Source organism: Pseudomonas sp. S04 (assembly GCF_009834545.1).
GTDB lineage: Bacteria > Pseudomonadota > Gammaproteobacteria > Pseudomonadales > Pseudomonadaceae > Aquipseudomonas.
Map to the genome: position 1 here is coordinate 191,313 of NZ_CP019427.1, position 21,143 is coordinate 212,455.

Consider the following 21,143-nt stretch of genomic DNA (forward strand, 5'->3'; position numbering starts at 1 on the left):
GCATGCGCTCAATGAGCGTCGCCAGGTGGCTGGCGTGTGCGGTGCTGCTGGTCAGTGCGCCGCTGTGGGCCCGGGGCACGGAAGACCTGCCACTGGCGTGGAATGCCCCGGCAGACCCGGCCACTTGCACCGAACAGGACTCGGCCCTGTGGGTCGAGTACGCCAAGGGCCAGGCCTGCATCCGCTACTTCAGTGCCGTGCCGCTTGCGCACGCGCCGGTGGTGATCGTGATGTTTCATGGTGACCGCAATATCGAAATGCACCGCGCGCCCGCAACCATTGCCGGCAATACCCTGCGCGCCAAGGATCGGCAAGCGGCGGCCCTGAGTCGGCGGGCCGGGGTGCCGGTGGTGATTGTTGCGCGTCCGGGGACCTACGGCTCCAGCGGCAACCATGGCCAGCGGCGCCAACCCGCCGAGTTCCAGGCGCTGGACGCGGCGCTCGACCAGTTGCGCGAGCGCTACGGCATCGGCCGTTTTGTGTTGCTCGGGCACAGCGGCGGGGCGACGGTGGTGGCGGCCTTGCTGACACTGGGGCGCGAAGATGTGCAGTGCGCGGTCATGACTTCGGGAGCCTTTGCCTTGCTCGAACGGGCGCAGATGATTCGGCGCAGCAAAGGCCTGCCGTCCCGCGAGGGGCGCGACACCAATGGCCTGTTGCATCCGTACGATCCGCTGGAGCATGTCGCCGGCATTGCCCAGGTGCCCGATCGGCAGTTGTTTGTGCTGGGCAATCGCAACGACCAGGTCGCCCCCTTTGTGTTGCAGGAGCAGTTCTACCAGGCACTGCGCGATGCCGGATTGCCGGCGCAACTGATCGAAGCACCGGCAACTGCACCGGCGTTTCATCAGTTGCGCAACGATATCGGGCTGAAGACGGCGGCGCAGTGCGCACAACCTTGAAGGCACGACTCGCTGGAGTCAGCGAGTCGTGGTCACGGAGGGTGTCAGAGCGCCGCGACGGCCGGTTCGGCGGCCATCAGTGAGTCGACCACCTGGGACAGCCCAGTGCCGCCAGAACTCTTCACCAGTACCCAATCACCTGGTTGGAACCAGCGCGCGGCGTGCCGTGGCAGTTGCTCCTGCAGGGCCTTGACGTCCTCGAACCACTCGATGGGTAACTGATCGCGCAGTTGCACATACAACCCGTGCATCAGTGGTCCGCAGAGCAGGGTCTGGCGTGGGGCTGCGGCCAGCAGGGACGCGGCCAGTTCCAGGTGATAGCGCTGGGTGTCGGGGCCCAACTCGAGCATATCCCCCAGTACGGCAACGCGCTGATCGGCCCGGCCGGGCAGTTCGGCGAGCATTTTCAGCGACGCCCCCATCGAGCCCGGATTGGCGTTGTAGGCGTCGTTGATCAGTTGGTAGTCACCGTCGCCGCAAGGGATGGTCAGGGTATTGCCGCGGCCATCCACCGCGGCGAATGTCTCCAGTGCAGCCAGGGCTTGGGCCGTGGGCAAGCCGGCGCACACCAGCGAAGCCAGCACCGACAGGGCGTTGAGCACCATATGGTGGCCGCGGGCGCGCAACTTGAAGTGCACGGGCGTGCCGCGCAGGCTGGCATTGACCTGCAAGTGGGACGGGGTCGTGCAGCAGTCCAGCAGTCGCAGATCAGCCAGTTCGTGCTCGCCGTAGCTGAGTACCGTCAATTGCGCGCGCTGGGCGGCATTGGCGAACACTTGGAAGTACGGCATGTCATGGTTCAGCACCGCATGCCCGCCGGGTGCCATGGACCGGAAGATCGCGCTTTTCTTGCGCGCGAGGTTCTCCAGGGTGCCGTGGTACTCCAGGTGTGCCGGGGCCAGGCTGGTGACGACCGCGACATGGGGGCGCACCAGTTCGGAGTTGATAGGCATCCTGCCGACGGCCATTTCCAGAACCCAGAACTGTGCAGGATCGGTCATGCAAGCCAGGTTCCAGGCAATCCCATGGGGCAGGTTGGCGTTGCCCTCGGTTTGCGCCACGCTGCCCAGTTGCGCCAGGGCATGGGTCAGCATCGCGCAAACCGTGGTCTTGCCGGCGCTGCCGGTGACCCCGAACACCTGGCCTGCGAAGGCTTTGCGGGCGTACCGCCCCAGTTGCAGCATGGCATCTGCCGTGTCCGGAACTTGCAGCACCGGCAGGCCGCTGCCGAGGTAAGGCGTGGGGTCGACGCAGACCATGGCTGAGGGACGCAGCTGCGGCTCGGCCTTGGCCCACAGGCGTGCAAGCCGGGCCTCATTGGCGCCGACCTTGCTCGGGTGGCGGCTCAACATGCGTTGCGGTTTGAAGTAGGCCATGGACGGAGCCAGCCCGCTGGCTGTCCAATCCGCCTCGGGTGCGACCGCCCAGGTGCCACCGGTGGCTTGCAGCACTTTGGCCGCATCCCACTGCCAGCCGGCGCCATCTTGCTGTACGTCTGGCTGGGCGGCGCGGACCTGCGGTGCGCCGTCGAGCAGGTAGCGGTGATAGGCAATCAGCCCCGAGAGGTAGTGTTCGACGTCGTCGATACGCACGCGAAAGGCGTGATGGCGGATAAAGAACGAGCCGACGATGCGCGCCGGATGACCAAAGAACATTGCCATTTCCGGCCAGAAGTAGCCGTTGAGCAAGTGCCCGGCGCGGTGGTGCAAGGCGCGATAGAACGCCTGCAAGTCGACCTCGTTGAGCAGATGGCGCAGTTGCGGCAGTTGCTCGATACGCTGCAGCATCTGCTGCGCGGCCATCATCAACTCCAGCAGGGTGGGGAAGGTGGTGATGCGTTGCTGCACAAACCCCAGGTAATCGACGAAGTTGTTCAGGCCGAAGCGGAAGTATTTTTCCTCGGGCCGATAGCGGGTCAGCTCATTGACGCAATAGCTCAGCCAGTGGTCGTGCTCGCGCCAGTGCTCCTTGGCGATGAAATAGTCGAAGGCTTTCTCGACGACGTGCAACCAGCGTTCGTCGCCACTCAAACCATAGAGGCGCATCAGCCCGAAGGCGGCTTCACCGTCGTAGTAGATAATCCGGAACGGCGCTTTGACGCTCAGGTCGTGGGCATGCAGGACGTGGTTGAAGCCACCGGTTTGCGGGTCCTGCATCCAGGCGATGCCATTGGCTAGCGCCGCCAGCAGCGGGAGGTAATCGCGATTGCCGGTCACCTCGCTGTATTTCACCAGGGCCAACAGGCAGACCGCGTTACCGCCCAATTTGATTTCGTCGCCGACATCCACCAGGTACGCGGCGGCGCTGCCGTCGGGCAGGGTGTAGGGCCTGATCAGCGTAAGGGTGAGGTGGTCGAGGGCGCGTTGGATCGAGGCCAGGAGGGCGTCGTCTCGGGTCAGCGCCCAGGCTTCGATCATCGAATAGGTGGTGCTGGCGTGGCGCAGGGCGTTGTAGTTCTGGATGGTGCGGTCAAAACAGGGGAACTGGCCGTAGACAAATTCCCCGCTGTCCTTGACCTGGCGGGCGAGAAAGTCCGAGGCGCTGACGACTTTGTCGCGGATCTCGCCCGCGTCCAGCACCGAGGTCTTGCGGCGCCCGACATCCGGGCCACTGCTGTTGAGGGCGTGGGCGATACCGTCTTCGGCACAAAAAACGCCTTGGGTCTGGAACAGGTAGACCGGGGTCTGCGGGTCGGCTTGGGCCTTCTGGGCGGCCTCCAGCGCTGCTGAATCGGCAAAGCGTTTTTTCACATACACCGAAAAATTGCCCGGGTTAAAGCGGGCCAGCGGCACTGTCGAACCGCCGTAGAGGATTGCGTTGGCGTTGATTTCCTGTTCGGTCAGGGCGGTCTTCAGTTGCGGGTCGAAGGCGATGCCGAAGCGAAAGTAATTGCGTTTGTGGCGCTGCAGGCGCTCCTGCAATTGTGCCCACGACAGCGTCGTCAGGTGGGTAGCGCGCTCAACCCGCAGCCAGAGCCGCTCGGTCGGATGATCTTGTTGGGACGCAACCGGTAGTGGTGGGAAGTTCAGGAGTGCGTGATTCCACGCAGCCTCGAAGGTGTCGGCGCTGTTGTGGAATACCCGTGCCCGTTGTGTGCCGTTGCTGAGGGAAAAAAACAAGGTGCACGTCGTCGGCGCGTCAGTGCTGCTGATGGGCTCTACTGTCTGTGCTTTAAAAAAGTTGTAACAGGCGAGTAATTGCTGTTTCAAAGACATAAGAAAATCCATTGTCAACGTCAGATGAAGACAGAATTCTGGGGGGGCTAGCATTATTGTGTTCGATAATCGAACCCAACTGAATCCATGCAGTTTTCCCGCGTCCGGCAAGAGCGGCGGTGTAATAAGTGACGCGAATGTGAACTACGTCACACGGATACCGGTACTTTCGTTCTAGTTGAGCGGAAAAGCATCGTCGCGGGTTATTTCTTCCGGCGAAAAGCTGATCGGTTGGTCGAACTCGCTCAGGTGGTTCTTGATTAATTTTCTGAGAATCTGCGACACGGTTAGATCGACAGTCTCAGAGAGGTCCTCTAATTTCTTTTTAGTCGGAAGATCAATCAGTATAGTTAGGCGCGCGGTTTTCTTATGCATTTGCGATCCTTCTCTTCCGCCGCTATTACTGCTGTAGCGGTCGGCTCTCCAATTCCCGATAAAAGATAAGGCTTTAGCAGGCAGCGCCAAAGCTCACTAGGGACTCTAATTCAACTGATGAACTTTTTCTACTTTGCCGGGAAAAAAATATCATGGCTTTGCCCGCTCGAATTTTTGGCTCTGGAAAAGGCTTCTTGGGCTGACGTTATAATGCAGCGCACATCTTATTATCATTGTATTAGTCGGATAGTAAGAGGGCTGGGGTGATCATCCTTTCGGATGAAATCAGCATAGGCTAATGCTTTAGTAATAACTATAATTTGGTCTAAGTAAGAAACTTTTCATGTGGCGGGAGCCTGTACGATTGAGGTCGCGTCGACGGGTTGTTTTATTTTCTGCCCGGTGCTGGCCGACGCAGCTGTTTGTGTGTCGGAGGTGGACGGCGCTGTGCGGACTAACAGGCGAGTAATGGGCCTGTAGCGCTGTACTTCGGCCTAACTCATTGGCGCAGTAATCGAGTGATCTCTCTCGTCAGGTAGTGTTGCGTCATGGCATTAACTGCACCGCGCAAGTTTCGCCGTTTTTTAACCGTCGGTTTCTCACGGCGTACTTCGGCAGTTCAGTAGATGGTTACCAACATACTGATACTAAGCATTCATAACCTTCGGCGTAGGGCCGCGTTGGCCAGGTTTTTTGGCCTGCGCGTGTCAGGCACTGTTTTTTGACGGGCGGGTGCACAAGGCGTGTGCAAGAGAAAAATAGATGAATAGTGTGCATCGTGTGCGCGTTATTGCCGTGAGTGGCGGCAAGGGTGGCGTTGGCAAAACCACGGTGGCGGTCAATCTGTCCCTGGCGTTGGCGAGAGCCGGTCGGCGGGTGGTATTGCTGGATGCCGACCTCGGGCTGGCCAGCATCGATGCCTTGCTGGGGCTGACACCCAGGTACCGTCTGGCGGATGTCCTTGCCGGGCGTTGCGAGCTGGCGGATGCGCTGGTACGGGGCCCAGGAGGCATCCGTATCGCTGCGGCAAGTTCCGGTTCGCCGGACATGGCCCACCTGCAACCGGCACAATTTCATGCGCTGATCCATGCCTTCAGCAGTATTGGCGACGAACTGGATGTCCTGGTCATCGATACGGCGGCCGGTATCGGTGAGACGGTGATGAGTTTTCTGCGTGCCGCCCAGGAAGTGATAGTGGTGGCGTGTGATGAGCCCGCGGCGATTCGTGGCACCTGCAACCTGATTCAATTGCTTCATCAGCAATACGGCATTCACCGCTTTCGCGTGCTGGCCAATAAGTCGGCAAATGCACGGGAAGGGCGCAAGCTGTTTGCCGAGCTGGAAAAGGTCACTGATCGGCTTCTCGACGTGCACTTGCACTACCTGGGCGCGGTGCCCAACGACGAGTCAGTGCCCAGGGCTGTACGCAAGCGACAGGTGGTGGTCGAAGCGTATCCACGTTCCCGGTTTGCCAACGCCTTTCGCGACATTGCGCAAAAGATCAACGCCTGGCCTCTGCCGGCTCACCCTGGCGGGCACGTGGAGTTCTTCGTCGAACAACTGGTGCACAATTCCAGGTATGGGGCGCCGAGCCCTGGCGACGAAGTGGATGCCTGAAACAACAAAAGGCCCGGGTTTTCACCCGGGCCTTTCGTTTTATATGGTGCACCAGGCGCCGTTTGAACCTATAGGTAATGTTCCTGTTTTTAAAGGGTTTGGTCTTCTGCTCTTTTCTAAGGGATACACCAGGGGATACACGGCGCTGGTTGCTGGGGTAATTCCTAGAACTCGAATGATCAACGTGGGCTATGCAAAAATGCTGTCTGTTGCCGACGAATGGCACAATCGTGAGCCCGAGAACGCCAAAGATCAAAGCCGCTCATAGCCTCTCGCGTATTGAAATGGATCTAAGAGGTGGCTTGCTCCGATGATGGCATTTAAGTAGTTTCAGCGGCTTCGTCCATGGAACGGTTCTAGGCATCATGCATAAATACGTATCGGTCATTGCGCGCACGCTTGAGCACACCTTCATGGCGTCACTTTGCTTGTTCGTCCCGGTTTACCTTTTTTTCTGGTTCACCCAAACGGTCACTTTCGCAAAATCCTATTCCCTGTGCGTGACCTTGGTGATTGCCCTCGCATACGCATTTGTCCAAGTCTCCAGAAGTATCAATATCGCCTCTTATCGTTCAATCGATGAGTACAGAAAACACTCGAATGACAAGATCATCGCTGGGGTGTTCTCTGGGGTAGCTCTGACGGGGGTGTTGGCTTACACCGCCTACGACGTTGATCAAACTCAACAGGAATGGGCTGATCGGCAGGCGCGTATAGCTACTCGAGCGAATCAGGAAACCTCTTGTCGGGAGATTGGTGTTCAGTATGGGCGAGCATCGGCAAAGGGATTAAAGGCAGAAAGCGTCGCGCTACGGGACGACGTAGTGATTCCTGAACGGTGTAGGAATCAAGCCACGACAAAAGAGGGCATCAAGATCGGTCTCAATCAGGGATTGGCGCGGTAACTTTAGATTGCTACTACCGGTATTCCGGTAGTTTGCCCTGGCCAATTACAGACGCATTTCCCTGATGAGCGTTCGTGGGTCTGTGCCCTATCTGAGGGCGCGCCGGGCGTCCTTGGTGAGCTGGTCGAGCGCTTGCTCCTCGAATGCTGCCGCCATTGCGCTGGCCTTCCTGACGATCAGCAGCGCCAGCTCCGGCGGAAACACCACCTTGTCGGCTGGTAGATAATCACAGTCAATAACGGATACACGAAGGGAAGATATAGGGGGAGACAAGGAGAGATAGCCAGAAACAAGAAAGCCCGCACGAGGCGGGCTTCTTGAGGTGTTCCTTAGACTGTCTGAGACAGGTCTAAACAGCTATATGGTGCACCAGGCGGGATTCGAACCCACGACCCCTGCCTTCGGAGGGCAGTACTCTATCCAGCTGAGCTACTGGTGCAATGCGGGCGCCATAATACTCATAAGCACAGCGTGCGTCCATGCTGCTGAATAGCCTGATGTTTTCTGCCGGTTAAGAGGGTGTTCGCGACGTTGATCAGAAAACCTTGGGTTAAACGGGCTTTTCGTTCTTTTTTTCGAACAACCTATTGTCCTTTACCCCCTTTGATCCTAGGATTCGTTTGAGATTTCAAACGCTCTTGTCTGGGTGCTGAACCGCACGAGTTTCAATCAGTGCGTTATTTATGTGCTTCAGCCCGGTGAATGATTTCCCTGACGGCAGCCTTCAAGGCGCCTTTCTACAATCATAATTCGCTCCGCGCGCGCGCGGTGCTGTTAAGGAAAGCCGACATGCAGCTTAAAGACACCCTGTTGTTCCGCCAGCAAGCCTTCATTGATGGCGCTTGGGTTGATGCGGACAATGGTCAGACGATCAACGTCAACAACCCGGCAACGGGCGAAATTCTGGGCACCGTGCCGAAAATGGGCGCGGCCGAAACTCGTCGTGCGATTGAAGCTGCAGACAAAGCGCTGCCGGCCTGGCGTGCACTGACCGCCAAGGACCGCGCGAACAAGCTGCGTCGCTGGTTTGAACTGATTATCGAAAACCAGGACGACCTGGCTCGCCTGATGACCCTCGAGCAGGGCAAGCCATTGGCCGAAGCCAAGGGCGAAATCGTCTACGCCGCCTCTTTCATCGAATGGTTCGCCGAAGAAGCCAAGCGCATCTACGGTGACGTGATTCCAGGCCACCAGCCAGATAAGCGCTTGATCGTGATCAAGCAGCCAATCGGCGTGACCGCTGCCATTACCCCGTGGAACTTCCCGGCCGCGATGATCACCCGCAAAGCTGGCCCGGCACTGGCTGCTGGTTGCACCATGGTGCTCAAGCCAGCTTCGCAAACGCCTTTCTCGGCATTCGCCCTAGCTGAACTGGCCCAGCGTGCCGGCATTCCTGCCGGTGTGTTCAGCGTGGTTTCCGGCAGCGCCGGCGATATCGGCAGCGAACTGACCAGCAACCCGATCGTGCGCAAGTTGTCCTTCACCGGCTCGACCGAAATCGGTCGCCAGTTGATGGCTGAGTGCGCCAAGGACATCAAGAAAGTGTCCCTGGAGCTGGGCGGCAACGCACCTTTCATCGTGTTCGACGACGCGGACCTGGATAAGGCCGTCGAAGGCGCGATCATTTCCAAGTACCGCAACAATGGCCAGACCTGCGTCTGCGCCAACCGCCTGTACATTCAGGACTCGGTCTACGACGCGTTCGCCGAGAAGCTGAAAGTGGCCGTGGCCAAGCTCAAGATCGGCAATGGTCTGGAAGAAGGCACTACCACGGGTCCGCTGATCGATGGCAAGGCCGTGGCCAAGGTCCAGGAGCACATTGCTGACGCGATCGCCAAAGGCGCCACAGTCCTGGCCGGTGGCAAGGTCATGGAAGGCAACTTCTTCGAGCCGACCATCCTGACCAACGTGCCGAAGAACGCTGCCGTGGCCAAGGAAGAAACCTTCGGTCCATTGGCGCCGCTGTTCCGCTTCAAAGACGAAGCCGAAGTGATCGCGATGTCCAACGACACCGAGTTCGGCCTGGCCTCGTACTTCTATGCTCGCGACCTGGGTCGTGTGTTCCGTGTGGCTGAAGCCCTGGAATACGGTATGGTCGGCGTCAACACCGGGCTGATCTCCAACGAAGTCGCGCCATTTGGCGGCATCAAGGCCTCGGGCCTGGGCCGTGAAGGCTCCAAGTACGGCATCGAAGACTACCTGGAAATCAAATACCTCTGCCTGGGCATCTAAGCTCCAAGAGCTAAGCCCGGCAAGGCATTGCTTGAAACGCAAAGGGCACGAGAGCGCTGTCCCTTTGCGTGCAACACACGCAATTTTCTCTGTGGCCGGGAAAGCTGCGGCAGTCGATCATCGCATGCTGCCCAGTTGCCTCCCCGCCGCATTTTCCTTGAACCACGCCGCCCGATGAGCGGTGAATGAGGACACTATGAGCAAGACCAACGCTTCTTTGATGAAACGCCGCGAATCCGCTGTACCACGCGGCGTTGGCCAGATTCACCCGATCTTCGCCGAGTCCGCGAAGAACGCTACCGTGACCGACGTTGAAGGTCGCGAGTTCATCGACTTCGCCGGCGGTATCGCCGTGCTGAACACCGGTCACGTGCACCCGAAAATCATCGCGGCAGTGACCGAGCAACTGAACAAACTGACTCACACCTGCTTCCAGGTACTGGCCTACGAACCGTACGTTGAAGTGTGCGAAAAAGTGAACGCCAAGGTTCCAGGCGATTTCGCCAAGAAAACCCTGCTGGTCACCACCGGTTCCGAAGCGGTGGAAAACGCCGTGAAAATCGCCCGTGCCGCCACCGGCCGTGCTGGCGTGATCGCCTTCACCGGCGCGTACCACGGCCGCACCATGATGACCCTGGGCCTGACCGGTAAGGTCGTGCCTTACTCGGCCGGCATGGGCCTGATGCCAGGCGGCGTGTTCCGCGCCCTGTACCCGAACGAACTGCACGGTGTGAGCATCGACGACTCGATCGCCAGCATCGAACGCATTTTCAAGAACGATGCCGAGCCGCGTGACATCGCTGCCATCATCATCGAGCCAGTGCAGGGCGAAGGCGGTTTCTACGTCGCGCCAAAAGCATTCATGGCTCGTCTGCGCGAGCTGTGCGACAAGCACGGCATCCTGCTGATCGCTGATGAAGTGCAAACCGGCGCTGGCCGTACCGGCACCTTCTTCGCCATGGAACAGATGGGCGTTGCTGCCGACCTGACCACCTTCGCCAAATCCATTGCTGGCGGCTTCCCGCTGGCCGGTGTGTGCGGCAAGGCTGAATACATGGATGCCATCGCGCCAGGCGGCCTGGGCGGCACCTACGCCGGTAGCCCGATCGCTTGCGCCGCGGCCCTGGCCGTGATGGAAGTGTTCGAAGAAGAGCACCTGCTGGACCGCTGCAAGGCAGTCGGCGAGCGTCTGGTGACTGGCCTCAAGGCCATCCAGGCCAAGTACCCGGTGATCGGTGAAGTGCGTGCCCTGGGCGCGATGATCGCGGTCGAGCTGTTCGACGACGGCGACACCCACAAGCCTAACGCCGCTGCCGTTGCTGCGGTCGTGGCCAAGGCGCGCGACAAGGGCCTGATCCTGCTGTCCTGCGGCACCTACGGCAACGTACTGCGCGTGCTGGTACCGCTGACTTCGCCGGACGAGCAACTGGACAAAGGCCTGGCGATTATCGAAGAGTGCTTCTCCGAGCTCTGATCACCGAGTGTGACCTGGTCCACAAAAAACCCGCCTCGGCGGGTTTTTTTTATCTTTGCCTACACATCGCTGGCTTTTGGCCTGTATCGAATCAGCAGCATTGTCTAAGGTGCAAGGATTGCCCCGGAGTGTCCTGATGAGCGCTGTTGATTTACCTGCCGTGCCGCGCGTGCTGATTGCCGAAGCCGATCCCTGGTCGCGGGACCTGCTCAAACAGGTGTTATTGAACGTGCGCTGCGACGCACGGCTGGACCTGTGTGCCGACGGCCAGCAGGCCCTGCAACTGCTGGCCGAGCAACCCTACGACCTGGTAATTGCCGATGGCGAGCTGCCGGGGGTCGATGGCCTGGGTTTGTTGCGCAGTGTGCGCCAGCGCCGCCGTCATCCGCCGTTGCCGTTTATTCTGATGAGTCACCGCAACGACAGTGCCAGCGTGCGCGAGGCGATCCCGCTGGCGCCCACGGCGTACCTGACCAAGCCGCTGAACATGCAGGGCCTGACGCTGCGCCTGCAGGGCCTGTTGCTGAGCGCCGGGCAGACGGTCTCCTGCGATGTGCCGGCGCTGGCCCCAGGTATGACCCTGGCGACCTTCCTGGAGCGTCGGCGTGAGTTGGCAGACGGCGCGCCCTTGCTGACCGATGTGCAACTGGCGGTCAAGCGCAGCCTGAATCCCAATGGCCTCGACTTGAGGTTGCTGGAAGAAGAGGTGCGCACGGACCCGCAGATCACCGCCGTACTGATCGCCGCGGCCAACAGCGCTGCACAGCACCTGGGCGAGGGAGTGCAGACCCTGTCCCAGGCCCTGCATCGTCTTGGCACCGGGCAAAGCATGAACCTGGTGCTGGGCCTTGCTCTCAAGCGCAGTGCGAAGTTGAGCGACCCGTGCCTGGCCGACTACGCCGAGCGCTACTGGGAGCTGTCGCTGCACACTGCTGAGTACGGCCGCACGCTCGCGCGGTTGCTCGATCTGGATCAGGAACGCTGTTACTGCGCCGGCATGCTCCATTGCCTGGGGGACCTGGCGTTGTTGCGCTGCCTGCAGGAGTGGAAGCAGGCCGGTGGCGAGTTGGATGACGAGCAGGAGGTGGGTGAGGCGCTGGTGACGTTTGCAGCGGCCTACGGTTCGGCGCTGCGCACCCGCTGGCGGCTGCCGCTGGAGCTGCGAGAGCTGATTGCCGCGGTCTATCGGCTTGGTGGCGGGGTTTACTCCAGGGAAGCCCTGGTGATGAACATGGCCGCCCAGTTGGCCCGCCTGACGGAGCATGAGGGCGTCGAGGAGCTGGCGAAAAGCCGAACGGCACGCTTGCTCAAGATCGGTTTGCCGGAACTGATGCGCCTGCGCAAGACCTGATCTGACGCAGAACCTGTGGGAGCGGGCCGGGCGGCGCTCCCACATCTATGGTTTGGGGCTTTACGCCGGACGCAGGGAGTAGGTCTTGAGCTGGTGGGCGAAGTCGCGCAGGGATTGAATTCCGCTGGCCTCGGCTTCGTGGATCCAGTCCTTGATGGCCGCCAGCATGTCGTGGCCGTTGGAGCTGGTCTTGACCCAGATCTGCTGCAGGGCCAGGCGTTTTTCGTAGATGACCTTCAGTGCCTGGCTGTGCTCGAGCATGGTCTGAATGCGCAGGTGATGCTTTTCATCCAGCAGGCTGGTTTCCCGCGAGAGCAGGCGCTTGGCGCGATGGAATTGGTGGCGTACCGAATGGTCGACCTTTTCCAGCTCTTGCTTGACCAACGGGCCGATCACCAGCTTGCGGTACTGGGCCATGATTTGGAAACGATTGTTGAGAATCGCCATGGCGGTGTCCATGTCCAGGTTGCCCTTGCCTTCGACGCGGTGGGCAATGGGCGCAACGCGCTGCACCTTGGCCAGGCGCAGGAAGCTGAACAGCTGGATCCAGGCCCAGCCGAGGTCGAATTCCCACTTTTTCACCGACAGCTTGGCCGAGTTGGGGTAGGTGTGGTGGTTGTTGTGCAGCTCTTCGCCACCCACCAGGATGCCCCATGGCACCAGGTTGGTCGCCGCGTCGCGACATTCGAAGTTGCGGTAGCCGATCGCATGGCCCAGGCCGTTGATCACGCCGGCGGCCCAAAACGGGATCCACATCATCTGGATCGCCCAGATGGTGATGCCGATGGTGCCGAACAGCAGCAGGTCGATCACTCCCATGAGTGCCACGCCCAGCAACGGGTAGCGGCTGTACAGGTTGCGTTCGATCCAGTCTTCGGGGCAGTTCTTGCCGTAGATGCGCAGGGTCTCGGGGTTCTCGGCTTCGGCGCGGTACAGCTCTGCACCTTTGCGCAGGACCGTGGACAGGCCCTTGATGACCGGACTGTGGGGATCATCGACGGTTTCGCACTTGGCGTGGTGCTTGCGGTGGATAGCGGTCCACTCGCGGGTGTTCTGCGCCGTGGTCAGCCACAGCCAGAAGCGGAAGAAGTGTTTCAGGCCGGCATTCAGCTCAAGAGAGCGATGGGCCGAGTAACGATGCAGGTAAACCGTGACACCCACGATGGTGATGTGGGTCATTAACAGGGTGACTGCCACCAGTTGCCAGGCCGACAAGCCGAGTAAACCTTCGTACCACATAGGCTATATGGCCCTCGATAAAGAAAAAAATAGCTCGCGCATTATCACTCAGGACACAGATAAAACCAGTCACCCTTTCAGATAAGAGTGGCGGGATGTTTCTTTATTCTATAATTCCGAACTTTTGTAGGGACATGGACGGCCGGATGCCTGCCTTTTATCGCGATGCATTGCGTGCAGCGCTGCTTTACCTAGTGATTTCCTGCGTGTGGTTGGGGATTACTGGTTGTTTATTGAACAATTTGTTCGATGATTCCGCTCATCTAGCCCGCTGGCAACTGATCAACGGTTACGTCTGGGTGCTGCTCAGTGCCGGCTTGATTGTCCTGGTGCGTGGGCGCTGGCCGGGTTTTCTCGGTCGGGGAGCCGCGTTGGGCCGGGGCACTGAGGACCGCGCGCAATTGCGCCAGGCGCAGGCGGTGTTCGATTGCACCCATGAAGGCGTGTTGGTGACCGATCGCCAGCGCAAGATTGTCCACGTCAATCGCGCCTTCATGGAAATCACCGGTTACCAGCCCGACGAGGTGCTGGGGCGTACGCCCAGCCTGTTCAAGTCCGGTCATCACCCGCCGGATTTTTATAAGAAGATGTTTCAGGATCTCGGGCGTGGTGGTCAGTGGAGCGGTGAGATCTGGAACCGGCGCAAAAGCGGCGAGATTTTCCCCCAGTGGCAAACCATCCGGGTGATCCGTGACGACTGCGGTCAGCTCAGCCACTACGTGGCGGTGTTTTCCGATATCAGCGCGATCAAGGATTCCGAGCACGAGCTCAAGCACCTGGCGCATCACGACCCGCTGACCGACCTGCCCAATCGCCTGCTGTTCGGCGATCGTGTCGAGCAGGCGCTGGCGTCGGCGCAAATCCACAAGCGCGGCTGTGCCTTGCTGATGATCGACCTCGATCATTTCAAGATGATCAACGACAGCCTGGGGCACAACGTCGGCGATCGCCTGCTCAAGGCGGTGGCTTCGCGCTTGCGCGAGATGTTCGGCCCCGGCGTGACCCTCGCGCGCCTGGGGGGCGACGAGTTTGCTGTGCTGGTGGAGAGCTGTGGGCAACTGGTCCAGGCCGCGGCGCTGGCGCAACGGATCATCGATGGCCTGAAAGAGCCCTTCGTGATCGACGCCGATCAGTTGTTTATCAATGCCAGTGTCGGCATCAGCCTGTTCCCCAGCGACGCGCAGAGCGCCGAGCAGTTGCTGCGCAATGCCGATTCGGCATTGTTCAAGGCCAAGAGCGCCGGGCGTAACGATTATGCCTTGTACACCGAGGAATTGACGGCCCATGCCCAGCATCGGGTCGAGACCGCCTTCGAGCTGCGCCGGGCGCTGGAGCAGCAGGAGCTGCGGGTCTACTACCAGCCCGTGCACGACCTGCAGAGCAGCCGCTTGATCGGCGTCGAGGCACTGGTGCGCTGGCAGCACCCGCAGCGTGGCCTGGTGCCGCCGAGCGAGTTCATCCCGATTGCCGAGCGCACCGGGCTGATCGCGGACATCGACGCCTGGGTGATGCGTCAGGCGTGTCAGCAGATGTGCGAGTGGCAGCAAGCTGGCGTGGCGTTGTCATTCATTGCGGTGAACGTGTCGAGCCGCCTGTTCGCCCGACGCGAGCTGTATCAGCGCGTCGCCCAAGTGCTGCATGACACCGAGTTGGATCCGGCCTGCCTGGAGCTGGAAGTGACGGAAAGCGCGGTGATGGGCGACCCGGAAGTGGCCCTGGAGCAGATGCACCGGCTGCGCGAGTTGGGGGTGCGCCTGGCCATCGACGATTTCGGGACCGGCTATTCGTCGCTGTTGCGGCTCAAGCGCCTGCCGGTGCAGAAGCTCAAGATCGACCAGGGTTTTGTCGCCGGACTGCCCTGGGATGATGACGATGCCGCTATCGTGCGGGTGATCATCGCCCTGGCGCAAAGCATGGGCATGCAGGTGCACGCCGAAGGCATCGAGCACGTCGAACAGGCGGCGTTTTTACTCGATCACGGCTGTGACCTGGGCCAGGGTTACTGGTATGGGCGACCCATGCCGGCAGACGAACTGGATTGGGCGCGGGCACCACTGATCCGCTAAGGCGGTGGTGCTTCATCCAAGGGCTGCGCTGCAGCCCAGCGTGATCAAGTATCTGCACCCTCTGTCCAAATCACGGCAGGCAAAACCGTGAAGTCCATGCAAGCCCTTGTCTGGGCGAAAAATACTTTTCAGTTATATAAACATTCTTAAATAGTATTTTTAAGAATATCCACGGCTATCTACTATTGCTCTCACGCCACAAGCAGTGCCGCCACTGCGAGGCACTTCTCATTTCAGGAGCAGCACCATGAGCGCATCCCTACGTAGCGTTGACGGCCATGACGAAGCCACCATCTTGCGCGAGATCCAGAGCGCCCTGCGCGATCTGCGCTTTGGTGCGGTAGAGATCACTGTGCACAACGCCCAAGTGGTTCAGATCGAGCGCAAGGAAAAATTCCGCCTGCAGAACCCGAGCAACAAGCCGAGCTGAGGCGTCGCTGGCAACCCGTTTCCAGAAATCCATAAGAACAGCCAACACCAAAAATTTCAGGAGCTCCACCATGTCGTCGATTCGCCGTTACGCTTTGGCCGCTCTGGCCAGTGCCATTTTTGCCGGTTCCGCGGTTGCCAAGGATTACGAGTTGCTGAACGTTTCGTACGACCCGACGCGTGAGCTGTATCAGGACTACAACGCAGAGTTCATCAACTTCTGGAAGAAGGAGCATGCCGGCGACAACGTCAAGATCCAGCAGTCCCATGGTGGCTCCGGCAAGCAAGGGCGGGCGGTGATCGATGGCCTGCGGGCCGACGTGGTGACCCTGGCGCTGGCCGGTGACATCGACGAAATCGCCAAGTTGGGCAAGACCCTACCTGCTGACTGGCAGAAGCGTCTACCCGAGGCCAGCACTCCCTACACCTCGACCATCGTGTTCCTGGTGCGCAAGGGCAACCCCAAAGGCATCAAGGACTGGGGCGACCTGACCAAGACCGGTGTTGAAGTCATCACCCCGAATCCCAAAACCTCTGGCGGCGCCCGCTGGAACTTCCTGGCAGCCTGGGCCTACGGTCTCAAGGCCAATGGTGGCGACGAAGCCAAGGCCAAGGAATACGTACAGACCCTGTTCAAGCACGTGCCAGTGCTCGATACCGGTGCTCGCGGCTCGACCATCACCTTCGTCAACAACGGTCAGGGTGACGTGTTGCTGGCCTGGGAAAACGAAGCCTTCCTGGCGCTCAAGGAAGATGGCGGCGCAGACAAGTTCGAAATCGTCGTGCCTTCGCTGTCGATCCTCGCCGAACCGCCGGTCGCGGTGGTCGACAAGAACGCCGAGAAAAAAGGCAACGAGCAGATCGCCGAAGCCTACCTCAAGCACCTGTACAGCCCGGCAGGCCAGGAAATAGCGGCGAAGAACTTCTATCGTCCACGTGACAAGGACGTGTCTGCCAAGTACGCCAAGCAGTTCCCGACCCTGGAGCTGGTAACCATCGACAAGGACTTCGGTGGCTGGAAAACCGCCCAGCCGAAGTTCTTCAATGATGGCGGTGTGTTCGACCAGATTTACCAGGCACAGTAATCTTAAATTGCTATCAACGAGCCCCGGATTTACCTTCGGGGCTTTGTTGTGTTCTTGACCAAGGACTTTTATGTCGCGTCGTATCTCCCCCGTCATACCCGGCTTCGGGCTGACGCTGGGCTACACCTTGGTGTACCTCAGCCTGATTGTGCTCATACCCCTGGCGGCGATGTTCGTCCACGCCGCTCAACTTACCTGGGAGCAGTTCTGGACCATCATCACCGCACCGCGGGTGCTGGCGGCGTTGCAACTGAGCTTTGGCACGGCGCTGTGTGCCGCGATCATCAACGGCATCATCGGCACGCTGCTGGCCTGGGTGCTGGTGCGTTACACCTTCCCGGGACGCAAAATCATCGATGCGATGATCGACCTGCCCTTCGCCTTGCCCACTGCGGTGGCCGGTATCGCGCTCACGGCGCTGTACGCACCCAATGGTCTGGTGGGTCAGTTTGCAGCGGACATGGGATTCAAGATTGCCTATACCCCCCTGGGCATCACCCTTGCCCTGACGTTCGTGACCCTTCCGTTCGTGGTACGTACAGTACAGCCGGTATTGGCCGATATCCCGCGTGAGATCGAAGAAGCGGCGGCATGCCTGGGGGCCAAGCCCTTGCAAGTATTCCGCTACATCCTGCTGCCGGCCTTGTTGCCCGCCTGGTTGACCGGTTTCGCCCTGGCATTTGCCCGGGGTGTCGGGGAGTACGGCTCGGTGATTTTCATTGCCGGTAACATGCCGATGAAAACCGAAATCCTGCCGCTGCTGATCATGGTCAAGCTCGACCAGTACGATTACACCGGCGCCACCTCCATTGGCGTGTTGATGCTGGTGGTTTCCTTTGTCCTGTTGCTGCTGATCAACCTGTTGCAGCGGCGCATCGAAACCCCATAAGGAGGCGCGAACCATGTCCCAATCGTCTATTAGCGCCGCTTCCTCGGCCAACGCTGCCCGTCGTGGCAGCGCCAGCTCGCGACGGATCCTGATCGTTCTCGGCTGGCTGATCTTCGCCCTGTTCCTGTTGCTGCCCCTGTTCATCGTGGTGTCCCAGGGCCTGAAACTTGGCCTGGGCGCGTTCTTCGCTGCGATCTTCGAGCCCGACGCCTTGTCCGCCCTGAAACTCACGGTGATCGCGGTACTGATCTCGGTGCCGTTGAACCTGGTGTTCGGCGTCAGTGCCGCCTGGTGCGTGAGCAAGTATTCGTTCCGTGGCAAGAGCATGCTGGTGACCCTGATCGACTTGCCGTTCTCGGTGTCGCCAGTGATCGCCGGCCTGGTCTATGTGCTGATGTTTGGCGCCCAGGGCCTGTTCGGGCCGTGGCTGCAGGACCATGACATCCAGATCGTCTTTGCCTTGCCGGGCATCGTGCTGGCGACAATCTTCGTCACCGTGCCCTTTGTCGCGCGTGAGCTGATCCCGCTGATGCAGGAGCAGGGCACGCAGGAAGAGGAAGCCGCGCGCTTGCTGGGCGCCAACGGCTGGCAGATGTTCTGGCATGTCACCGTGCCGAACATCAAGTGGGGCCTGATCTACGGCGTGGTGCTGTGTACCGCGCGGGCGATGGGCGAGTTCGGTGCGGTGTCGGTGGTTTCCGGGCACATTCGCGGGGTGACCAACACCTTGCCGTTGCACGTCGAGATCCTCTACAACGAGTACAACCACGTCGCCGCGTTTGCCGTTGCGAGCCTGTTGCTGATCCTGGCGCTCTTCATCCTGCTGCTCAAGCAGTGGAGCGAAAACCGTATTAACCGCCTGCGCGCCAGCGCCGCGGAGGAATAATTCATGTCGATCGAAGTGCGTAACGTCAGCAAGAATTTCAACGCGTTCAAGGCGCTGGACAACATCAGCCTGGACATTCAGAGCGGCGAGCTGGTGGCTTTGCTCGGCCCGTCCGGCTGTGGCAAGACCACCCTGCTGCGGATCATCGCCGGGCTGGAAACCCCGGACCAGGGCAACATCGTGTTCCACGGCGAAGACGTCTCCGGCCATGATGTGCGCGATCGCAACGTCGGTTTTGTGTTCCAGCACTACGCGCTGTTTCGCCACATGACGGTGTTCGACAACGTCGCGTTCGGCCTGCGGATGAAACCGAAGAACCAGCGCCCGAGCGAAAGCCAGATCGCCGCCAAGGTCCATGAACTGTTGAACATGGTGCAACTGGATTGGCTGTCGGATCGCTATCCGGAGCAGTTGTCCGGTGGTCAACGCCAACGGATCGCCCTGGCTCGCGCTTTGGCGGTGGAACCCAAGGTGCTGTTGCTCGACGAGCCGTTCGGGGCCCTGGATGCCAAGGTCCGCAAGGAGCTGCGACGCTGGCTGGCCCGCTTGCACGAAGACATCAACCTGACCTCGGTATTCGTTACCCACGACCAGGAAGAGGCGATGGAAGTCGCCGATCGAATCGTGGTGATGAACAAGGGCGTGATCGAGCAGATCGGCTCACCGGGTGAGGTCTATGAGAATCCGGCCAGCGATTTTGTCTATCACTTCCTCGGCGACTCGAACCGCCTGCACCTGGGCGAAGACAACCACGTGCTGTTCCGTCCCCACGAAGTGTCGCTGTCGCGCCATGAACTGGAAGACCATCACGCCGCCGAAGTCCGCGACATTCGCCCCCTGGGCGCCACCACCCGGGTGACCTTGAAGGTGGAAGGCCAGAGTGAGTTGATCGAGGCCGAAGTGGTCAAGGACCACGACAGCCTGACCGGCCTGGCCAAGGGCGAGACCCTGTTCTTCAAACCCAAGGTCTGGCAAAAAGTCTCCAACCTGTAGCACCTGTAGCTGCTGCACAACGTTCATTTCAAGCCGCTTTGCAGCACCAGCACACACCCCAGACCGATCAGGATCGTGCCGCTGAAACGCGGCACGAATCGCTGGCAGCCGGCCGTGGACAAGGGGCCGAGCAACAGCGATGCGCCCAGCACCGCGCCCACGTCGGCGAGGGAAAACACCAGGTTGACGAAGCTGCCCAGCAGCAGGAACTGCAGCCAGACCGGTGCCGAGGCAGTGACGTCGACAAATTGCGGCAGGAAGGTCAGGAAAAACAGCGCGGTTTTCGGGTTGAGCACTTCCACCACCACACTGTCTCGCAGCACCCCGGGCTCTTCCGGGGTGTCGGTCGTGGCGGCCTGTCGACTCTTGACGATCATCGATCCCCCCAGCCAGATCAGATAGCCGGCACCCGCCAGGCGGATCACGTCGAACGCCATCGGCGCCGCATGCAGCAGCGCCGACAAACCTAAGGTGGCTGCCGCAATGTGCGCATAGCAACCCAGGTGAATACCCAGCGCCGCCTTGAGTCCGGCGCGCCGGCCGTGGGCGAGGGTCTGGCTGGTCATGTACAGAATGGCCGGCCCTGGCATGCAGGCGAAGGCCAGGGTGGCGGTGGCGAAGGGAATCCAGAGATGCAGGGACATGGTGGTGCTCTTCCAGTGAGTGATGCCTTCGGGCAGGTTCTGGAAGACGCTGGAGGGAAAGGCCGGGCAGGTCGTGCGAGCAGCGAAGTACCAGAGCCGCAAGGTTAGGGCGGGGGGAAAGGCGGTGAAATACGGCAGTTGTCGTATTTTATCCAGCGGGGCAACGCAGCATGCTTCAGCCCACAGCCAGCCCGAGGCGGACGGCGTACACCGCCAGTTCGGCGGTGTTGTGCAGGTCGAGTTTGCGCATCAGGTTTTCCCGGTGTTTGCGCACGGTCAACGGGCTGATGTGCAGGGCGTCGGCAATGTCGTGCGCGGACTGGCCCGAAGCAACCAGGCCGAGGATCTGCTGCTCGCGGCGGGTCAGCCCACCGCCACTGGTTATCAGGTGGGCGTCGGGGGTGCTGCTGCCATGGCCCTCCACCGCGAAGCGCACGGCCACGGCCAGGTAGCGCTGGTTCAGGCGAATGGCATCGATGGCGTCGAACAGCTCATGGCTCTCGTCGGCCTTGGTGACGTAGCCCTGCACGCCCGCCTCGAGCACGCCGCGAATGGTGCTCAACTCGACGTTGGCGGTCAGCACGAGGATTTTCAACCGTGGGTAATCGGCGCGCAGTTGGCGAATGAATTGCAGGCGGTTGACCCCCGGCATACCCAGGTCCAGGAGCAGCAGGTCGACCTGGTGTTGGGCCAGGACGCTGAGGATCGCATCGCTGTGGGCGGCCTCGCCGACCACCTGCAGATCATCGCGGGTGGACAGGAGAAATCTCAGGCCGTCGCGCACGATGCTATGGTCATCGGCAATCAGGACGTTCAGGCGCTTCACTTCCATTTTCAGTCG

At 60.3% G+C, this 21,143-nt stretch carries 18 protein-coding genes and 1 tRNA gene; 13 read left to right on the plus strand and 6 right to left on the minus strand.

The annotated features are described in order from the left end of the window. The first annotated feature begins 11 nt into the window (after positions 1 to 11). Positions 12 to 902, plus strand: a complete 891-nt coding sequence (locus PspS04_RS00770; RefSeq protein ID WP_159993072.1) for an alpha/beta hydrolase family protein — start codon at positions 12 to 14, stop codon at positions 900 to 902. 44 nt (positions 903 to 946) lie between these two features. Here the strand turns inward: PspS04_RS00770 and PspS04_RS00775 are convergent, their stop codons facing one another. After that, on the minus strand, positions 947 to 4,021 hold the full coding sequence (locus PspS04_RS00775) for a Mur ligase family protein (protein ID WP_237234951.1): 3,075 nt from the start codon (positions 4,019 to 4,021) through the stop codon (positions 947 to 949). 270 nt (positions 4,022 to 4,291) lie between these two features. Beyond that, positions 4,292 to 4,492, minus strand: a complete 201-nt coding sequence (locus tag PspS04_RS00780) for a hypothetical protein (protein WP_095170694.1) — start codon at positions 4,490 to 4,492, stop codon at positions 4,292 to 4,294. A 762-nt stretch (positions 4,493 to 5,254) separates the two neighbouring features. On the opposite strand from PspS04_RS00780, the gene PspS04_RS00785 reads away from it, so the two are divergent. From PspS04_RS00785 to PspS04_RS00795, 3 genes are all read left to right on the plus strand, one after another. Continuing rightward, positions 5,255 to 6,109 carry a MinD/ParA family protein gene (locus tag PspS04_RS00785; protein ID WP_159993076.1) on the plus strand — a complete coding sequence of 285 codons (855 nt, stop codon included), beginning with the start codon at positions 5,255 to 5,257 and terminating at the stop codon, positions 6,107 to 6,109. Further along, positions 6,102 to 6,377 carry a hypothetical protein gene (locus PspS04_RS00790; RefSeq protein WP_159993078.1) on the plus strand — a complete coding sequence of 92 codons (276 nt, stop codon included), beginning with the start codon at positions 6,102 to 6,104 and terminating at the stop codon, positions 6,375 to 6,377. The genes PspS04_RS00785 and PspS04_RS00790 overlap by 8 nt, the downstream gene beginning before the upstream one ends. A 97-nt stretch (positions 6,378 to 6,474) precedes the next feature. Next, positions 6,475 to 7,014 (plus strand): hypothetical protein, encoded by a 540-nt coding sequence (locus tag PspS04_RS00795; RefSeq protein WP_159993080.1) that lies wholly within the window; start codon positions 6,475 to 6,477, stop codon positions 7,012 to 7,014. Positions 7,015 to 7,376: 362 nt separating this feature from the next. Here the strand turns inward: PspS04_RS00795 and PspS04_RS00805 are convergent. Then, positions 7,377 to 7,453, minus strand: a tRNA-Arg gene (locus PspS04_RS00805). 350 nt (positions 7,454 to 7,803) lie between these two features. Here PspS04_RS00805 and gabD point away from each other — a divergent pair. From gabD to PspS04_RS00820, 3 genes are all read left to right on the plus strand, one after another. Beyond that, a complete protein-coding gene (gene gabD / locus PspS04_RS00810) occupies positions 7,804 to 9,246 on the plus strand; it encodes an NADP-dependent succinate-semialdehyde dehydrogenase (protein WP_095170691.1) in 1,443 nt (480 codons plus the stop codon). Positions 9,247 to 9,442: 196 nt separating this feature from the next. Beyond that, positions 9,443 to 10,720, plus strand: a complete 1,278-nt coding sequence (gabT, locus tag PspS04_RS00815) for a 4-aminobutyrate--2-oxoglutarate transaminase (protein ID WP_159993082.1) — start codon at positions 9,443 to 9,445, stop codon at positions 10,718 to 10,720. A 136-nt stretch (positions 10,721 to 10,856) separates the two neighbouring features. Next, positions 10,857 to 12,071 carry a response regulator gene (locus tag PspS04_RS00820; protein ID WP_095170687.1) on the plus strand — a complete coding sequence of 405 codons (1,215 nt, stop codon included), beginning with the start codon at positions 10,857 to 10,859 and terminating at the stop codon, positions 12,069 to 12,071. A gap of 60 nt (positions 12,072 to 12,131) precedes the next feature. Here the strand turns inward: PspS04_RS00820 and desA are convergent, their stop codons facing one another. Beyond that, positions 12,132 to 13,310, minus strand: coding sequence for a delta-9 fatty acid desaturase DesA (gene desA / locus PspS04_RS00825; protein WP_095170685.1), 1,179 nt, complete (start codon positions 13,308 to 13,310; stop codon positions 12,132 to 12,134). Positions 13,311 to 13,456: 146 nt separating this feature from the next. On the opposite strand from desA, the gene dibA reads away from it, so the two are divergent. From dibA to PspS04_RS00855, 6 genes are all read left to right on the plus strand, one after another. Beyond that, on the plus strand, positions 13,457 to 15,376 hold the full coding sequence (dibA, locus tag PspS04_RS00830) for a phosphodiesterase DibA (RefSeq protein ID WP_159993084.1): 1,920 nt from the start codon (positions 13,457 to 13,459) through the stop codon (positions 15,374 to 15,376). A gap of 247 nt (positions 15,377 to 15,623) precedes the next feature. Beyond that, a complete protein-coding gene (gene oscA / locus PspS04_RS00835) occupies positions 15,624 to 15,806 on the plus strand; it encodes a sulfur starvation response protein OscA (RefSeq protein WP_095170681.1) in 183 nt (60 codons plus the stop codon). 70 nt (positions 15,807 to 15,876) lie between these two features. Then, entirely contained in the window at positions 15,877 to 16,890 is a 1,014-nt protein-coding gene (locus PspS04_RS00840; protein WP_159993086.1) for a sulfate ABC transporter substrate-binding protein, read from the plus strand. A 70-nt stretch (positions 16,891 to 16,960) separates the two neighbouring features. After that, on the plus strand, positions 16,961 to 17,779 hold the full coding sequence (gene cysT, locus PspS04_RS00845) for a sulfate ABC transporter permease subunit CysT (protein WP_095170677.1): 819 nt from the start codon (positions 16,961 to 16,963) through the stop codon (positions 17,777 to 17,779). 13 nt (positions 17,780 to 17,792) lie between these two features. Continuing rightward, complete coding sequence (gene cysW / locus PspS04_RS00850; protein WP_159993088.1) at positions 17,793 to 18,665, plus strand: sulfate ABC transporter permease subunit CysW; 873 nt, start codon at positions 17,793 to 17,795, stop codon at positions 18,663 to 18,665. 3 nt (positions 18,666 to 18,668) lie between these two features. Then, positions 18,669 to 19,658, plus strand: coding sequence for a sulfate/molybdate ABC transporter ATP-binding protein (locus tag PspS04_RS00855; RefSeq protein WP_095170673.1), 990 nt, complete (start codon positions 18,669 to 18,671; stop codon positions 19,656 to 19,658). A gap of 23 nt (positions 19,659 to 19,681) precedes the next feature. Here PspS04_RS00855 and PspS04_RS00860 read toward each other — a convergent pair whose 3' ends face one another. Together PspS04_RS00860 and PspS04_RS00865 are read right to left on the minus strand one after the other, a co-directional pair. Beyond that, the gene (locus PspS04_RS00860) at positions 19,682 to 20,302 is read right to left on the minus strand and encodes a LysE family translocator (RefSeq protein ID WP_159993090.1); all 621 of its coding nucleotides are present in this window, start codon (positions 20,300 to 20,302) and stop codon (positions 19,682 to 19,684) included. A 175-nt stretch (positions 20,303 to 20,477) separates the two neighbouring features. Next, entirely contained in the window at positions 20,478 to 21,134 is a 657-nt protein-coding gene (locus PspS04_RS00865; RefSeq protein WP_095170669.1) for a response regulator, read from the minus strand. Positions 21,135 to 21,143: the final 9 nt, after the last annotated feature.

Coding starts and splice junctions, on each gene's coding strand:
- cysW (WP_159993088.1), top strand. CDS start 17,793: ATGTCCCAATCGTCTATTAGCGCCGCTTCCTCGGCCAACGCTGCCCGT.
- PspS04_RS00785 (WP_159993076.1), top strand. CDS start 5,255: ATGAATAGTGTGCATCGTGTGCGCGTTATTGCCGTGAGTGGCGGCAAG.
- cysT (WP_095170677.1), top strand. CDS start 16,961: ATGTCGCGTCGTATCTCCCCCGTCATACCCGGCTTCGGGCTGACGCTG.
- PspS04_RS00820 (WP_095170687.1), top strand. CDS start 10,857: ATGAGCGCTGTTGATTTACCTGCCGTGCCGCGCGTGCTGATTGCCGAA.
- PspS04_RS00770 (WP_159993072.1), top strand. CDS start 12: ATGAGCGTCGCCAGGTGGCTGGCGTGTGCGGTGCTGCTGGTCAGTGCG.
- PspS04_RS00790 (WP_159993078.1), top strand. CDS start 6,102: ATGCCTGAAACAACAAAAGGCCCGGGTTTTCACCCGGGCCTTTCGTTT.
- PspS04_RS00780 (WP_095170694.1), bottom strand. CDS start 4,492: ATGCATAAGAAAACCGCGCGCCTAACTATACTGATTGATCTTCCGACT.
- PspS04_RS00795 (WP_159993080.1), top strand. CDS start 6,475: ATGCATAAATACGTATCGGTCATTGCGCGCACGCTTGAGCACACCTTC.
- dibA (WP_159993084.1), top strand. CDS start 13,457: ATGCCTGCCTTTTATCGCGATGCATTGCGTGCAGCGCTGCTTTACCTA.
- oscA (WP_095170681.1), top strand. CDS start 15,624: ATGAGCGCATCCCTACGTAGCGTTGACGGCCATGACGAAGCCACCATC.
- gabT (WP_159993082.1), top strand. CDS start 9,443: ATGAGCAAGACCAACGCTTCTTTGATGAAACGCCGCGAATCCGCTGTA.
- PspS04_RS00860 (WP_159993090.1), bottom strand. CDS start 20,302: ATGTCCCTGCATCTCTGGATTCCCTTCGCCACCGCCACCCTGGCCTTC.
- PspS04_RS00855 (WP_095170673.1), top strand. CDS start 18,669: ATGTCGATCGAAGTGCGTAACGTCAGCAAGAATTTCAACGCGTTCAAG.
- PspS04_RS00840 (WP_159993086.1), top strand. CDS start 15,877: ATGTCGTCGATTCGCCGTTACGCTTTGGCCGCTCTGGCCAGTGCCATT.
- PspS04_RS00865 (WP_095170669.1), bottom strand. CDS start 21,134: ATGGAAGTGAAGCGCCTGAACGTCCTGATTGCCGATGACCATAGCATC.
- desA (WP_095170685.1), bottom strand. CDS start 13,310: ATGTGGTACGAAGGTTTACTCGGCTTGTCGGCCTGGCAACTGGTGGCA.
- gabD (WP_095170691.1), top strand. CDS start 7,804: ATGCAGCTTAAAGACACCCTGTTGTTCCGCCAGCAAGCCTTCATTGAT.